Source organism: Streptomyces sp. NPDC051921 (assembly GCF_040680975.1).
Taxonomy (GTDB): Bacteria; Actinomycetota; Actinomycetes; order Streptomycetales; family Streptomycetaceae; genus Streptomyces.
Map to the genome: position 1 here is coordinate 248017 of NZ_JBFAXU010000004.1, position 15764 is coordinate 263780.

A 15764-nucleotide genomic window follows, 5' to 3' on the forward strand; every position below is an offset into this window, starting at 1 on the left:
GCGTTCGGCGTTCGGCGTTCGGCGTTCGGCGTTCGGCGTTCAGCGCTCGGCGTCCGCGTCCACGTCGGCGTCCGCGTCGTCCGGCCACACCCCGATGTGGTCCTGCTCCAGCTCCAGGGCGACCCGGTGCCGCATGCCCAGCGCCTCGGTGTACTCGGCGGGCAGCTGGAGCCGGCCCGCCCGGTCGAGCATCGCGTACTCCCGGGCCACCAGCGACTCCTGTCCCTCCGCGTCGATCTCGGTGCGGCGCAGCACCTCGGAGGACGTGCGGCCGTCGCGGATCGCGACCGTACGGCGCACCTCGGAGGCCACCGCCTGGTCGTGGGTGACGATCACGATGGTGGTGCCCAGCTCCTCGTTGGCCCGGCGGAAGGCCCCGAAGACCTGCTCGCCGGTCGCCGAGTCGAGCTCGCCGGTGGGCTCGTCGGCGAGCAGCACCTTCGGGTTGTTGGCGAGCGCGACGGCGATCGCCACGCGCTGCTGCTGGCCGCCGGAGAGCTGGTGCGGGCGCCGGTCGGCCATCTCGGCCATGCCGAGCATCGACAGCAGCTCCTCCGCACGCTGCGCCTTGTGCTTGGCGCGGCCCTTCAACTGCATGGGCAGCGCCACATTCTGGGCGGCCGTCAGGTACGGCAGCAGGTTGCGCGCGGTCTGCTGCCAGACGAAGCCGACGACCTCGCGGCGGTAGCGCAGCCGGGCCTTGCCGTCCATGGAGAGCAGGTCGCAGCCCGCGACCTTGGCCGCGCCGGCGGTCGGCACGTCGAGCCCGGCGAGGATGTTCATCAGGGTCGACTTCCCCGAACCGGACGCGCCGACCAGGGCCATCAACTCGCCCTCCTTCACGAGGAGGTCGAGGCCCTGCAGCGCCTGCACCTCCACCCCGTCGGTGGTGAAGATGCGGACGAGGCGGTCGCAGGCGATCAGGGCGTCATGCCCGTACGAGGGCCGGTCGCGCCGGGCCGTGGCCCGCCGCTCCAGCTCCTCCAGGGTCGTCGGGCCGGAGTTTCCCGAGCTCACCGAAGTCGTCGTCATCGTGCGTCTCCTGCCCTGAGTTCCTTGATCGAGCCCCTGCGGGATGCCCACCACGCCTGCGTCACGGCCGCCGCCCCCGCGAGCAGCACCACCCCGGCCGCCGGAAGGCCCAGTGACCAGCGGTCGGCCCGCAGCGCCGAACCCAGCGCCACGGCCTCCTCCGGCGCGGCGGCCAGGGCGAGCCGCGCCAGGTCCACGCCGGGTGCCAGGAGCAGGATCGTCGCCCAGCCCACCAGCGCGCCGCCCAGCGCCGCGAGCAGGGCCTGCGGCAGCGCCTCCCACACGAGCAGTCGCCGTGCCTGCCCGCGGGTCAGGCCCATGGTGCGCAGCCGGGCGAGCAGCGTGGTGCGTTCGGGGGCGACCTGGAGCAGGGAGATCAGCACGGCGAGGACGGCGTAGCCGGCGCCCGCGGCGATGGCGGCGAGGTAGAGGCGCTCGGCGCCGTTCTGCATCGGGGAGTCGACGAAGCGGGCCCGCTTCTCGGCGGTCAGTTCGACCTGGGCCTTCTTGTCCTTCGCCCGGACCGCGGCGCGCAGCGCCGTGCCGTCGAGCGCCCCGTCGCCCTTGCCGGTGACCAGCAGGGCGGTGGGCGCCCGGTTCGTGAGGTCGGCGCCGTTGACGAGGAGGAAGTCCTTGTCGGGGAGCGCGGGCGTGACGTCGCGTACGGCGATCACCTTCACGTGGAACCGGCCGGCGGCCGCCGTGATCTCGATGGGCCGGTTGCCGAGGCGCTCGGCCACCCGGGGCGAGGCGATCGCGGGGACGACCCGGGAGGTGTCGCCGACGTGGGCGGGCCCGCCCGTGCCGGTGGACTTCAGCAGCTCGGCGGGGAACGGTCCGAAGCCGGTCCGGGCCGCGAGCCGCGCGTACGAGGCGGGCTCGACGCCGATCAGCGGGGCGCCCATGCCGTTGTCGGTGGCCCCCGCGTGGGAGGGCAGCTCCAGGCCGTACTCGATCTGCACGGGCGACACCTCCCGCACCCCGGGGAAGGCCGCCACCGTGTCGGCGACCCCGGCGGGCAGCGGTGTCCATCCCACGTCGTCGCTCACCCGGGCGTCCGCTCCGGTCGCCAGGAAGGCCGCCCGGTCGCGGGCGTCGGCGACCCCGGCGAGCACGGAGCCGCCGAAGGCGGCCGTGGTCAGGGCGAGGAGCAGGGCGAGCAGCGGCAGCGCGCCGGTCGCCGAGGCACGCCCGGCGCGGGCGAGCGACAGGAAGCCGACCGCTCCCCGCAGCCGGCGCGCGGGCCGGGCCGCCCAGCGCAGCGGCAGCGGATACAGGCGTACGAGCACGAGCGCGGCGATCAGGGCGACGAGCACCGGAGCCGCGCTGACCAGGTGGTCTCCGGAGTCGCCGGTGCCGCGGCGGCGCAGCGCGACGACCGCGCCCACGGAGAGGACGAGGAAGGTGAGTTCGACGACCGTGCGGCGTCGGGAGGGCCGGACGGCGATCAGGTCCTCGCGGCCGCCGTGCAGTTGGGGGCGACGGTGCAGGAACACCGCGCGCAGCGGCAGCACGAGGGTGGCGAGGAGTGCGACGGCCACGGCTCCCGCGAAGGCGGGCCAGAACCGGGCGCCGCCGGAGTCGGTGAGTGCCAGCGCGAGCAGCAGGCCGAGCGCGGCGGCCGGGACGGCGATCGCGGTGGTCTCGCCGAGCAGCCGCACGCCGATGCCGGTCAGGGACGCGCCGCGGGAGCGCAGCAGGGCGAGCTCGGCGTGCCTCCGGGCGGTGAACAGGCCGCCGGTCATGGCGAGGACGACGGCGGCGACGGCACCGACACCGAAGGTGGCGACGGCGACGACGGCGGCGATGGCGCCGCGCATGCCGACGTGTTCGGCGACGACCTCGTCGAGGTCGGTGCTGAAGTTGCCCGTCGTGCCGAGGACCCCGCGCAGCGCCACCAGGTCGGGGCCGCCGGACGCCGAGTCGAGGGCGGCGGTGATCCGGTCGGTGTCCTGTGCGGTGAGGTGGCCGACGGTGGGCGCGTAGCGCCAGTACTGCTCGGGCTCGCCGAGGGTGTCGACCAGTCCGGGCGCGCTCTCGGGCGCCACGATCAGGGTGGCGACCCAGTACCACTTGATCTCGGCGGTGCCCCGGGCGGTGAACAGGGGGGTGTGCAGGACCGGGTCGACCGCCCAGTAGCCGCTGCCGGTGTCACGCGGCTCGACGATGCCGGTGACGGTGACGGGCTTGGGCTCTGCGTCGGCGCCCGGGAGGTGGACGACCGAACCGACCTTCAGGTGGAGGGCCTTGGCCGTCTTCGCCGTGACGACCGCCTCCATGGCGCCGCCCTGACCGGCCCGGGCCGCCCGGCCGGCCGTGAGGGTGGAGTGCGCGGCCAGGTCGGAGGGGGTGTCGAGGACGAACTCGGCCGGTTCGCCGTCCGGTGCCGGCAGCCACGGGTCGAGGCCCGGGATCCGCTTCGTGGTGTGCACCCCGTACACCGAGTTCGCCGGGTCGACCTTCAGCGGCGCGGGGAGCAGGGGCGTCAGCTCGTCCCGCATCGAGCGCAGCTCCTCCGGTGCGAAGCTCTGCGCCTTCTGCTCCGGTCTGAGGCTGCTCTTCACGGAGGCGGTCAGGTTCAGCGCGGTACGCCGTGGTTCGGCCGAGTCGACCGCGTGCCACAGGCCCTCGGTCTCGTACGTGTCGACCGAGCGCGGCAGCGCGGCGGCGAGGAAGGCCGTCACCAGGACGAGCAGGCCGTAGGCGAGGGCCGTTCCCGGGGCGGTCCGCAGCCGGGTGCGGACCCACGGGGCCACGGCGCGGGCGGGCTTGCGGGGCATGGCGTTCGCCTTTCCGCGGGCGGGGGTGACGGGCTGCTGCGGTGCGCGGGTGGCCGGCGGCATCAGTGCTCCCCCTGGGTGCGCAGGGTGACGGCCGGGTCGGTGCGGCGCAGCGCGATGGCGCCGACGACGACGAGCGGCAGGGCGGCCACCGCGACGAGCAGCAGGGCCACGTGGCCGACGGGCAGTTCGACCAGGACGGCGGGCACGGGCCGCTCCGCCTGGCCGGTGAGCACGATCAGCGGGACGACCGCCCGGGTGAGGACGGTGCCGAGCGCCACCCCGACGGCCAGTCCGATGCCGATGAGGAGGCCCTGCTCGGCGGCGACCAGCCGGGCCAGCTGCCGGCGCGGCGCGCCGAGCGCCCGCAGCACGCCGAACTCCCGGGACCGCTCCCGCAGGGAGCCGGCCGAGCCGACCGCGAAGCCGACCGCGGCGAGGGCGGCGGCGGCCGCGGCCACCGCCATGAGGGCGGAGTTGGGGCCGGCGCCGAGCGGGTCGCCGAGCAGTTCGGCGGCGGCTTCGTCCCGTACGAGGACCAGGCCGGGGTCGGCGTCCGGGCGGGCCCTCAGCGTCGCGGCGACCTCGGCCGCCTTGCCGGGCGCGGTGGTCAGCCACCACTCGGTGGGCGCCAGGGTCGCGTGGGGGGTGGTGGACAGGGCCCGTCCGGCGGTGGACAGGTCGACGAGCACGGCGCCGCCGCTGTCGGGGGTGGCGGCGGGCGCGGTCGCGGAGACGGCGCGGGCGCCCGGCCCGGTGGTGGGCAGCTCGCGGACGACGGCGGCGATGGTGACGTTCAGGGTGTAGCCGCTGAAGCCGACGTCGACCCGGTCGCCCTGCTTCGCCTTGGTGGCGGCGAGGAAGGCGTCGGTGACGAGTGCCGGGACCGACTTCGGCGGGGCGGGGCGGGGCGCGTTCAGCGTCAGGGTGAAGCCGTCGGTGCCGAACGCGCCCTCGTCCGCGGCGACGAAGAAGCTGACGGCGAGCGGGGCCGCGGCGGTGGGCGTGCCGCGCAGCGGGGCGGTCGTGATCTCGCCGCCGGACTTCTCCGCCGTGTACTCGCCGGCCCAGGCGGGGAGGGCGGCGCGGGCGTCGAGCGGCTGCTCGGCGGAGCCGCCGCGGACCGCGACGAGCCGTTCGACGGTGAGCAGGTGCTGACCGGCCCGCTCGGCCTCGTTCTGCCCGCGCACTTCGAGACCGGTCAGGCCGAAGCCGCCGACGTCGCCGAGCTCGGGCAGGTCCACGGTGAGCGGGTGGAGCCGGCCGTCGGCCGGCAGGCTGCCGAGGGGCCGCCGGTACGGGACGCCGTAGGCGTCCTCCAGGACGGCGGTGACCTGGGTGGCGGGCGTGCCGGCGGGGGCCGTGTCGCGCAGCTCGACCCGCAGCGCGCGGGTGCCGGCCGGCAGCGCGATCCCGGGGTGCGGCCCGGCCTTCGGCGTGACGGCGGCGAGGCGGGCGGCAGGGGAGCCGTCGGCGAGGTCGGGGCGGAAGAGCAGGCCGTCGGCGGCGTGCCGGGTGTCGACGGCGAGGACGGTCGCGTTCTTGCCGGAGATGTCGGTGGTGGAGCGGTGCACGGGCGCTGCCGTGCTGACACCCGGCACCGCCGCGAGGCGTTCGGTCTGCGTCGCCTCGCCGGGGCCCGCGCCGAGGACCCGGATGCTCGTGCCGGTGCGGAAGTCGGCCTGGTCGCGCTGTGAGCGGTTCCAGGAGTCGCTCTGGCCGACCGCCAGCATGCCGAGGGCGACCGCGAGGACGAGCAGCAGGACGGGGCCCGCGCCGCGCAGCGGGCGGCGGCTGAACTGCCAGCCGGCGAGAGCCGCAGGGAGGCCCCGGCCGCCGGCCGCGCGCCGTTCGGCAAGTTTGGCGGCGGGCGGCAGCAGACGCAGCGTCAGGACGGTGCCGGCGAGCAGGGCGAGGGCGGGCGCCGCCACCAGGAGCGGGTCGACGCCGAGGTCGCCGGACCGGTCGCCGGCCAGTGCCCCGCCGCCCTCGCCGGTCTGCCGGTCGAGCTGCCAGTAGGCGACGCCGGCGACGATCAGGAGCCCGACGTCGGCCCCGGCCCGTACGGGGGCGGGCAGTGCGGCGGCGCGGCCCTTGCGCAGTGAGACGGCGGCCCCGTCGCCCGCGGCGAGCGCGGGGGCGACGACGGCGGCGGCACAGCACAGGGCGACGGCGGCGGCGACCAGCCAGACCGCCGGCGGGGGAGTGGCGTCGAGCTCGCCGAGCGCGTCGAGCGCGGAGCGGTCGGCGAAGAGCTGGGTGAGCGGGCCGGCGAGCAGCGGGGCGGCGACGGCGGCCGGCAGCGCGAGGAGCAGGGCCTCGGCCAGGGCGAGTCCCGTGATGCGGCGGCGCGAGGCGCCGCGGGCGCGCAGGAGTTCGGTCTCGCCGGAGCGTTCGGTGCTGAGCAGCCGGGCGACGAGGAGCAGGGCGTAGGCGGCGAGCAGCACGAGCTGCACGGCCACGATGGAGAGGGTGGAGCGGGAGACGAGCAGGGCCCGGCCGGTCTGCTCCAGGACGGTGGGCAGCGAGGTGTACGCGGTGACGGTGGTGCCGAAGCGGGCGGTGTCCGAGGCGATCGTCTTCGGACCCTTGGCCGCGGCGGCGCGCAGGGCGTCCATCCGGTCGGTGGTCACGCCGGTGTAGTCGGCGGTGGCCAGCCAGGCGGTGTCACCCCCGGTGACCCGGCCGGAGCCGAGGACGCCGGGGGCGGTGAGCAGCGGGCCGTAGGTGGTGAAGACGACGGTCTTCACGCCGCGGCCGCCGGCCTGGTCGAGCTGCCAGTACAGGTCGGAGGTGTCGGTGGGACGGTAGAGACCGGTGATCTTCGTCCTGACCGGTTTGCCGCCGAGCCGGTCGGTGAGGTCGAGGACGGTGCCGGGGGCCACCTTGAGCCGCTTCGCGGCCTCCTCGGGGAGGGCGGTCTCGATCACGTCGCGCGCCCCGGTCGCCTGCGGCCAGGAGCCGCCGACCAGGGTGAGCCGCGAGCGGTCGAGCGCGGCGAAGTGGGTGAGGTCGGGGTCGCCGGCCCGGGCGGCGGGCGGCTGGAGCGCGCGGGGCAGGGCGTACGGCCCGGAGCGCTCCAGCGTGCGCAGGGTGGCGGGCAGCCCGTCGAAGGTCAGGGCGGCGCCTTCACGGACGGCGGTGTCGGCGCTCGCCCGCTTGCCGGCCGGGATCTGTCCGCTGACGACGAGGGCGGCGCCGGGCGCCGAGCGGCCGCGCAGGGTGCCCTGGAGGGCGGCGTCGCCGATCGAGCCGGAGAAGGCGGCGAGCGTGGCGAGGACGGAGGTCGTCAGGAGGACGGCGAGCAGGGCGGCCGCGAGGAGCAGGCGATGCGCCCTGACCCGTAGGAGTACGAAGCCCGTCACCCGTTTCCCCCCTGAAAACAACGTGATCGTTCACTATCGAACGTTCATCGGATGCTTTCAGAGGGCACCGGGGCTGGAAACCGCTTTCACGCGCACCTTGATGCGATCGTGACCGTTATTCGGGGCCGCCTCACCGGAATGTGTTCGTCCGGGAGCGGGCGGTCAGTGCGCCGTGTTGATCATCGAGGCGGCCGCGTACGTCAGGTACTGCCACAGCTGCTGCTCGTGCTCCGGCGCGAGCTCCAGCTCGTCCACCGCGTCCCGCATGTGCCGCAGCCACGCGTCGTGCGCCGCCCGGTCCACCGTGAACGGGGCGTGCCGCATCCGCAGCCGGGGGTGGCCGCGGTGGTCGCTGTAGGTGCGGGGGCCGCCCCAGTACTGCATCAGGAAGAGCACGAGGCGCTCCTCGGCCGGGCCCAGGTCCTCCTCCGGGTACATCGGCCGCAGCAGCGGGTCCTGCGCGACTCCCTCGTAGAAGCGGCGGACCAGGCGCCGGAAGGTCTCCTCGCCACCCACCTGCTCGTAGAAGGTCTGCTCCTGAAGCGTGCCGCGCGGAATCTCGTTCACCGTTCCATCGTCTCAGATGCCCCGACCGAGGACCGGAGGTCTAGGACCCCTGGCCGGAAGGCACCGCCGCGGACCGTTGCCGGAGACCGCGGCCGGAGACCGCCGCCGGTCGTCGCCCGACGGCAGCGCTGGCCGGATCGGGGCCGCGCGCAGCACCCTGGACCCATGCGCGACATGTTCGCCGAGGAGGGCGCACGGGCCCGCCGGGCGCTGCTGCGTGAGCTCGAGACGTACGGCGCCCTGCGCGACCCGGCCTGGCGAGCGGCCTTCGCCCAGGTCCCGCGCCACCTCTTCGTGCCCTACTACTACGTGCCCGGCACGGGCGGCTACGAGCGCCTCTGGTCCGGCGACCCCGACCCGGCGCGCCGCACCCGCTGGCTGCGCGGGGCCTACCGGGACGGCGCCCTGGCCACCCGGGTCAGGGACGGCGAGCTGGTCTCCTCCGCCAGTCAGCCCTCGCTCATGGCTCGGATGCTGGAGGCCCTCGACCTCCAGGACGGCCACGACGTCCTGGAGATCGGCGCGGGTACCGGCTACCACGCGGCCCTGCTCTGCCACCGGCTCGGCGACGCGCACGTCACCACCGTCGACCTGGACGAGGAGATCACCGAGACCGCCCGCGCCCATCTGGCCGCCGCAGGCCACCGTCCCGCCGTGATCACCGGCGACGGCGCCCGCGGCTGCCCCGAGCGCGCCCCCTACGACCGGATCGTCGCGACCTGCGAGGTGCCCTCGATCCCGTACGCCTGGCTCGACCAGTGCCGGCCCGGCGCCCGGATCCTCGCCCCGCTCTCCACCGGCCTGATCCTGCTCGTCGTGCGCGACCCGGCCCACGCCGAGGGGCGCTTCCTGGCCACCTCCGCCTATTTCGTCGCGCTGCGCGGCGGCAGCGCCCGCACGCCGCGGACACCGACGGCCGGGGTGCCGCGCCGGGCGTACGAGGACCAGCGCTTCCAGTTCCTGGCCGGTCTCGCCGGGGAGGCCCTGGACACGCGCGAAGCGCTCTCGCTCTGGCAGCGCGAACGGCGGCCGGAGCGGGAGCGCTTCGGGGTGACGGTGAGCGGCGGCCGGCAGTGGGCCTGGCTGGACGACCCCGAGGGGCCGTACGCCTGGCCGCTGCCGGACCTCTAGGACTCCGGGTCCCCCGCCTGGGGCTCCGGGTCCCCGCCGGGGCTAGCCCCGGCGGACGGTGATCGTCGTCCAGGCGCCGACGTGCACCCGGTCGCCGTCCTGGAGCTGCACCGGCACATAGGGCTGGATCGGGTCGGCGGAGCCGTTGATCGTCGTGCCGTTGGTGGAGTTCTGGTCCACCACCGCCCACGAGCCGTCCGGCTGCTGCACGAGCACCGCGTGCTGGTGCGAGACGCCGGGGTCCTCCGGCGGCACCGACAGGTCGATGTCGGGCGACTCGCCGGTGGAGTGCCGGCGGCGGCCGATGCTGACCTGGTTGCCCTGGAGCGGGAGGTGCTGCTCGGGCGAGTACGCGGGCAGGTTGAGCCCCGAGGCCTCCGGGCCGCTGCGCTGCATCATCGCCATGAAGTAGTCGCGGTCCGGGCCGATCATCGCGCTCCAGCCCGGCTGCGGCTGCGGGGGCTGCGGAGGTTGTGGCTGCCGGAACTGCGGAGGCGGACCCTGCGGGACATGCCCCTGGGGACCCGGACCCTGCGGCCCCGGGCCGGCCTGGCCCGGGAACGGGCCGCCCTGGGCGGGCGGCGGCGCCATGGGGCCCGGCGCGGGCGGCGCCGGAGGGTGCGGGGCCGAGGGCGGCGACAGCATCCAGTCGTCGTCGGCGCGCGGCTGCGGCGGCGCCGGCGGAGCCTGCGGGAACGCCTGGGGGGCCTGGGCATGGGGTGCCTGGGCATGGGGCCCCTGCGGGGCCTGCGGCGGACCGGCCATCGGCGGACGCTGCGGCGGCGCCTGGTGGTGGGTCGGGTCGGCGCCCAGCGGCTCGGCCGGCCGGTTCACCTGTGAGGGCCGCGAGCCCTGGTACTCGTACGGGTCGGCGTGCTGCGGATGCGGGGGCTGCGGCGGCGACTGGAAGCCCGGCGGCAGGTTCAGCCCGGGCGGCGGGCCCTGCGGCGCGGCCGGCGGCGGGCCGGGCTGCGCGTGCTGCGGGGCGATCGGCGTGTAGGAGGTGGCCGTGTTCGTGAGGAAGTTCCAGCGGCACTCCTCGCAGAACGGCGCCACGTGCTCACGCGGAGTGCGGCACTGCGGGCACAGCTCGGCCTGGGCGGTCGCGTTCGGGTCGTAGCCCCCGGGTGCGGGCGGCGGCACGGGGGCGCCGGGACCACCGGGCCCGGACGGGCCCGGGTAGCCGTACGCGGGAGGCGGCGGCGGGGGAGGCGGCGGTACGGCACCCGTCGGCGCACCCGCCCCGGCCGCCATGCGGTGGCCGCAGACCTCGCACCAGTCGTCGGAGACCGACTGGTGTCCGTTCGGGCAGGTCGGCATGTCGGTGCTTCCCCCTCTCGTCGTCCCTTACGGCCCTGTGTGTCCGTTACTTCTTCACGCGTACGGTCTTGGTGGAACGGGTCTCGAGAGTCATCTCGTCCGCTTCCGCGACCTTCGCCTTCAACCGCACAGTACCCGTCGCGGCGTCGACCACGTCCACCACCTTCGAAAGGAGTTTCGCGGTATCGGCGTTGCCGGAGACCGCCGCGAGCTGCACCGCGCGTCCCAGCTTGGCCGTCGCACCGCCGTAATCACCCGATTTGCGGGCATCGAGACCCTGCTGGATGACGTCGGCCAGCTCGGCCTGCCCCGTGTAGTGCGCGACCTGCGGGTTGATGGACGTGGACATCACCATGTCGTCCGTCCACACCGCCCGTACCAGCCCGTGAGACAGCGTCGTCGGCGTGCCGCCCGCCGGGTCGGGGACGATCAGCGACACCCGGGCCGCCAGCATCTCCTGTCCGATCGCGGCCTCCGGCACGCGGACGGACACGTGGTAGTCACGGGACTCGTCGCCCCAGGAGCCGGTCGGGTAGTCCCCGGCGCGCGGGCCCGCCTCGGTGCGACGACCGGTCAGGTCCTCGACGGTCGGGGCCACCTGCTTCACGAAGCCGATCTCCACGCCGACCGGGGTCCACAGGCGCAGTGCGACGTCCGCGACCTCCTTGCCCATCGCGTGCTCCATCATCGTCGTGAAGTCGGCCGCGAGACCGGCCGGGTCGGCGACGATGTCGGCCGTGCCGAGCAGCGCCCGGGCGATGCCCTTGACCTCCTCGACCTCCCAGTCGGTGCCCACCCCGCGGGCGTCGCAGGTGAACCGGCCCGCGCAGGCCTCCAGGGCGGCCTTCAGCTCCTCGGGATCCTCGTGCTCGTTGCGCCCGTCGGTGAGCAGGACGCCGTGCCGGATCGCCGCGTCGGCGGAGGACAGCAGCCGGTCGGCGAGCCGCAGCCAGGTGCCGATGGCGGTGCCGCCGCCCGCGCTCAGGCCGCGCAGCGCGTCCTTGGCCTCGGCGCGGGTGCGCCCGTCGGCCACCGCGAGCCGCCCGTCGCCCGGGTACACCTCCTTCGCCACGTGCGTGCCGGCGACGACGGCGAAGGAGGTGCCGTCGCGCAGGGTGTCGATCGCTGCGGCGGTGGCCTCGCGCGCGCCGCGCATCTTGGTCCCCGGGTAGTCCATCGAGCCGGAGCAGTCGAGCATGAGGACGACCGCGGCGGATCCGCCGGCGGCCGGCAGGGGCGTGGCGCGGGTGCCGCCGGTGCCGCCACCGGTGGCGGTGACGGTGACGATCGCGTTGACGTCCCGACCGCCCTCCGGCAGGTACTCGTTCTGGTACACGTCCACCGAGAACTGCGGCCCGGTCGGCTTGGAGAAGTTGGCCATGGGTGATTCGGCTCCTCGGCTCACGAGGGGGGAAGGGAAGATCGGTCTCGGGCTCTCGGGCCCTCCGCGTCCCGGACGGGGCGGCCCCGCGCGTGGGCTAGGCGGATCCTGCCCCGGGGGACGGGAGGGCGAACGGCAGCAGGGCGACCGTGATGTTGTCGTGGCCGCCGCCGTCGAGGGCATGCCCCACCAGGACCTGCGCGCCGTGCAGCGGGCGCTCGCCCGCGTCCGGCGGCATGACCCGGGCCATGTCCTCCGCGCCCTCCGCGTAGTTCCAGAGGCCGTCGGTGCAGACCACCACCACGCCCGGCCGGTCCGGCTTGAACGCGGCGGTGTGCGGCTCCAGTTCGTAGGAGTCGGCGCCCAGCCAGCCGGTGATGGCGTGCGCCCGCTCGTCCGCGTACGCCTGCGCCTCGCTCATCAGGCCCGCCGCGACCATCTGCGCGGCCCACGAGTCGTCCTCGGTGAGCCGGGCCGGCGGCGAACTGCGGTCGTCCGGCACCCAGTAGGCCCGGCTGTCGCCGACCCAGCCGACGATCAGCAGCCCGCCGGCGACGATCGAGCCGACGATGGTGCAGGCCGGGGCGTTCTGGTGCTCGCGGTCCGCCGAGCTCCGCTCCGCGAGGGCGTCGACCGCCTCGGCGGCGCTCACGATCGCCTCGTGCATGGCCTGCTGCGGGTGGGTGCCGCGGGGCAGCGCCGCCACGAGCACGTCGCGCGCGGCGGCGGCCGCCGCACTGGAGGCCTCGTCGGGACGGGTCGCCGAGGACACGCCGTCGCAGACCACGGCGAGCGCGGCGGGGGACCCGTCGGGCAGCACGGCCTGCGCGACGGCGAAGGCGTCCTCGTTGCGGTGGTGCCGCAGTCCGCGGTCGCTGACGGCGGCCACGGCGGGCAGCTCCTGCTCCATGTGGTCCCGCTCGCGCGGCTGCGCGTGACCGCAGTGCTCGCAGTACCCGTCCCCGTCCACGCGCCCGGCCCGGCAGGCCACGCAGACCTTGCGGTCGTCGCCCGGGCGGGCCGCGGCGACGGGCTCGGGCGGGGAGGCGGGTGCGGCCTGGGCCGGCTCGGCCTGCAGCGCGGCGCGCGGGTCGGGGGCGGCGAGGGTGAAGTCGTCGTCGGAGGAGGCGGCTCCGGCTCCCGAGCCGGGATCGGCCGCGGCCACGGCTCCTGCCCCGGATCCGCTGCTCCGTGCGGGTGCGGGTGCGGCCGGTGCTCCGGGCGCAGGCCGGGCGGCCGGATCCGCGGGCCCGGCCGGCGCGGCCGAGGGGCCCGGCTCCGCCGGAGCCGCGGGGCCGGACGGACCGGTCGGGGCGGCGGGACCGTCCGCGCCGTCCGGGTCGGCCGGGCCGCCCTGGGTGCTCGGTGCCGGCGGGCCTCCGGGAATGCCGGCCGCCTGACTCGCCGGACTGGCCGGACCCGCCGGACCCGCCGGGCCGCCCGGCGCCGGCGGGACCTCGTCCGTGCGGACCGGGATCGTCGGGAGGTCCCGACCGCCCGAGTCCGTGCCCGGCAGGTCGCCGGGGTGCTGGGTGGCCGTGGTGAGCGACTGGGGGTCGCGGGGCGGCGGCTCCGGCCAGTCCACGGGCAGGGCGATCGGGACCGTCGGCCGGTCCGGCTGCGGGCTCGCGGCCGACAGGTCGAATCCGCACGCCCCGCAGAAACGGTCGCCGGACTCGAGCGGCTCCGAGCAGCCCGGGCAGGTCCCCAGGGGATGCGGTGGCTTGGGTTTCAGGGACATACTCACACCCACGTCCTGGGGCGGAAGCGGTTGGCCCGCTCCACCAGTTCGATCCTCTCATCGCCCTGCTGGGCGAGCCGGGCGAGCACCCGGTAGGAGCGTTCGAGGCCGAAGCGCAGGCCGCGCTCGTCCAGTTCGCTGCCGAGCAGCACGGTGCCGGCCGGGCCCGCGCCCGGGCTCCCGGACAGCACCCAGTCGAGCGCCGTGCCGAGCACCTCGGTCGCCAGCCGCTCGCGGCGCACCGCGTCCAGGCCGAAGCCCTGCAGCGCGGAGACCTGCGCGGCGGCGGCGGTCAGATCGGCACCCAGCGGCTCGTTCGTGGGGCGGCGACGCAGCCTGGCGCGTACGGCGGCGACCCGGGCGGCCGTGTAGTGGATCGACGACTCCGGCACGGACTCCAGGGTGCGCACCGCGCCCGCCCGGTCCCCGGCCGCGAGCTGCACCCGGGCCAGGCCGAAGGCGGCGCTCACGTAGCTGGGGTCGGTCGTCCACACGAGCCGGTAGTACTCCGCCGCGTTGTCCAGCTGGCCGAGCACCTCGGCGCACACCCCGAGCGCCAGCTTGGGCGCGGGCTCGCCGGGGAAGGCGTCGTAGATCGCGTCGAAGGAGAGTGCCGCGTTCTCCCGGTCGTCGCCGGCCAGGGACGTCACCCCCCGATACCAGACCACCCGCCAGTCGTCACCGTGGCCCTGCTCCAGGGCGGCGAGCGCCTGACCGGCGGCCGTGAGGTCGCCCATCTCCAGGCGCGCCCGCAGCTCGCGCAGCCGCAGTTCGAGCGAGGGGACCGGCGCCGCCTGCAGAGCGGTGATCAGCTCGGCGGGGGCGGCGGCGAGCAGTGCGGCCAGGAAACCGGCGTTGGGGTCGCTCGGGTCGACCCGCGGCACCGGCAGGGCCAGCGCGGTCGCCGCCACGTCGAGCGGGCGCAGGAAGCTGCCGCCCCGCCCGGCGACGGAGGTCGGCAGGGCCTTCCGGCGCCCGCGCCGCGGCTCGCGCGCCCCGAGGACGGACACGTCCTCGCTGAGCTCGGCGAACAGTTCGCTGTCCGTGACCCGCGTCTCCGCGCCGAACAGCGTGGACAGCGCGGGCCGCGGACGGCCCGACTGCAGGGCGACGACCTCGCGCAGCACACCCGTCAGCTGCTCGGCCATCTCCTGCGCGGAGGCGAACCGGCGGGCCGGGTCCGGGTCGGTGGCCCGCACCAGGAAGCGGTAGAACGACTCGTACGTACGGAGGACCTCGATGCCGTCCGGCTCGGGCAGCGAGTCCACGAACACGTTCGTGTAGCCCTGGAAGTCGAAGGTGAGGACGGCCAGGGTGCGCGCCACCGTGTACAGGTCGCTGGCCACCGACGGCCCGACCTCGGCGACCTCGGGGGCCTGGTAGCCGACCGTGCCGTAGATCGCCGACTCGTCGTCGTCCATCCGCCGGACCGCGCCCATGTCGATGAGCTTGAGCTGGTCCTCGGTCTGGATCGCGTTGTCGACCTTGAAGTCGCAGTACAGCAGCTTGCGGCTGTGCAGATGGCCGAGCGCCTCCAGGGCCTCGATGCCGTACGCGCAGGCCTGCTCGACCGGCAGCGGGTCGCGCCGCCCGTCGGGCGTACGCCGGTCGTTGGCGATCTCCTTGAGGGACTTGCCGCCCACGTACTCCATGACGATGTAGCCGTCCATGGAGCCGGTGCGCTGGTCCAGGTGCTCGACGAAGTTGTAGATGCGGACGATGTTGGAGTGCTCGATCTCCGCGAGGAAGCGCCGCTCGGAGATCGCCGCGGCCATGGCGTCCTGGTCGCCGGTGTCGAGCAGGCCCTTGAGGACCACCCAGCGGTCCGAGACCGCCTTGTCCACGGCCAGGTAGATCCAGCCGAGCCCGCCGTGGGCGAGACAGCCCGCGACCTCGTACTGCCCGTGCACCACGTCACCGGCGCGCAGCTTCGGCACGAAGGAGTACGGGTGGCCGCACTTGGTGCAGAAGCCCTCCGTGCGGCCGGGCCGGTCACCCCGCGAACGGCCCACCGGGGCGCCGCAGTCGGAACGCGAGCAGAATCGCTTCCTCTCCGGAACCTCCGGGTTCGCCATCACCGCCGCCCGGGGATCGGGGCGCGGCACCTCCGGCACCGTCACCAGACCCGCGCCCAGCCGGCCCCGCCCCGACTGGCCGCCCGCCGAACCCGAGCTGCGCACCGACACCGAACGGGCCGTGCTCCGCCCCGACAGCGCACGCGAGAGCCGCCCGGACACCGAACGCCGGGACGCCGACGACCGCGACGAGCGGGACGACCGCGCGGACGCGCGCGACGAGGCCGCCGAGCCCGAACGCGCCGACTCCGCACCCGAGCCGCCCGCCGCCAACCCGGTCGGCGTCGACTGCAGCATGCCGCCCGGGGCGACGACCGGGGCCAGCCCGCAGGTGTCGCAGTACAGCTCGCCGCCTCCCATGTCCTCGTACGA

The 15764-nt window shown here is 75.7% G+C and carries 9 protein-coding genes; 1 reads left to right on the forward strand and 8 read right to left on the reverse strand.

The window, feature by feature from the left end; translation table 11 throughout:
- Positions 1-39: 39 nt before the first annotated feature.
- The 4 genes from AB0M16_RS07790 to AB0M16_RS07805 all read right to left on the reverse strand — a co-directional run bounded on the left by AB0M16_RS07790 (position 40) and on the right by AB0M16_RS07805 (position 7744).
- On the reverse strand, positions 40-1032 hold the full coding sequence (locus tag AB0M16_RS07790) for an ABC transporter ATP-binding protein (RefSeq protein ID WP_365339944.1): 993 nt from the start codon (positions 1030-1032) through the stop codon (positions 40-42).
- Positions 1029-3812 (reverse strand): FtsX-like permease family protein, encoded by a 2784-nt coding sequence (locus AB0M16_RS07795; protein ID WP_365340239.1) that lies wholly within the window; start codon positions 3810-3812, stop codon positions 1029-1031. Before AB0M16_RS07795 ends, AB0M16_RS07790 begins: the two co-directional genes overlap by 4 nt.
- A 62-nt stretch (positions 3813-3874) precedes the next feature.
- Positions 3875-7177, reverse strand: coding sequence for an ABC transporter permease (locus AB0M16_RS07800; protein WP_365339946.1), 3303 nt, complete (start codon positions 7175-7177; stop codon positions 3875-3877).
- Positions 7178-7339: 162 nt separating this feature from the next.
- Positions 7340-7744, reverse strand: a complete 405-nt coding sequence (locus AB0M16_RS07805; RefSeq protein WP_365339948.1) for a globin — start codon at positions 7742-7744, stop codon at positions 7340-7342.
- A gap of 165 nt (positions 7745-7909) precedes the next feature.
- Here AB0M16_RS07805 and AB0M16_RS07810 point away from each other — a divergent pair, with 165 nt between their 5' ends.
- Positions 7910-8875 (forward strand): methyltransferase domain-containing protein, encoded by a 966-nt coding sequence (locus AB0M16_RS07810; RefSeq protein WP_365339950.1) that lies wholly within the window; start codon positions 7910-7912, stop codon positions 8873-8875.
- A 42-nt stretch (positions 8876-8917) separates the two neighbouring features.
- On the opposite strand, the gene AB0M16_RS07815 is transcribed toward AB0M16_RS07810, so the two are convergent.
- The 4 genes from AB0M16_RS07815 to AB0M16_RS07830 form a co-directional block, all read right to left on the reverse strand.
- Entirely contained in the window at positions 8918-10195 is a 1278-nt protein-coding gene (locus AB0M16_RS07815) for an FHA domain-containing protein (protein ID WP_365339952.1), read from the reverse strand.
- A gap of 46 nt (positions 10196-10241) precedes the next feature.
- Entirely contained in the window at positions 10242-11576 is a 1335-nt protein-coding gene (locus tag AB0M16_RS07820) for a VWA domain-containing protein (RefSeq protein ID WP_365339954.1), read from the reverse strand.
- A gap of 97 nt (positions 11577-11673) precedes the next feature.
- Positions 11674-13317 carry a PP2C family protein-serine/threonine phosphatase gene (locus tag AB0M16_RS07825; RefSeq protein WP_365339956.1) on the reverse strand — a complete coding sequence of 548 codons (1644 nt, stop codon included), beginning with the start codon at positions 13315-13317 and terminating at the stop codon, positions 11674-11676.
- Between the two features lie 2 nt (positions 13318-13319).
- Positions 13320-15752 (reverse strand): tetratricopeptide repeat protein, encoded by a 2433-nt coding sequence (locus AB0M16_RS07830; protein WP_365340241.1) that lies wholly within the window; start codon positions 15750-15752, stop codon positions 13320-13322.
- Between the last annotated feature and the right edge of the window lie 12 nt (positions 15753-15764).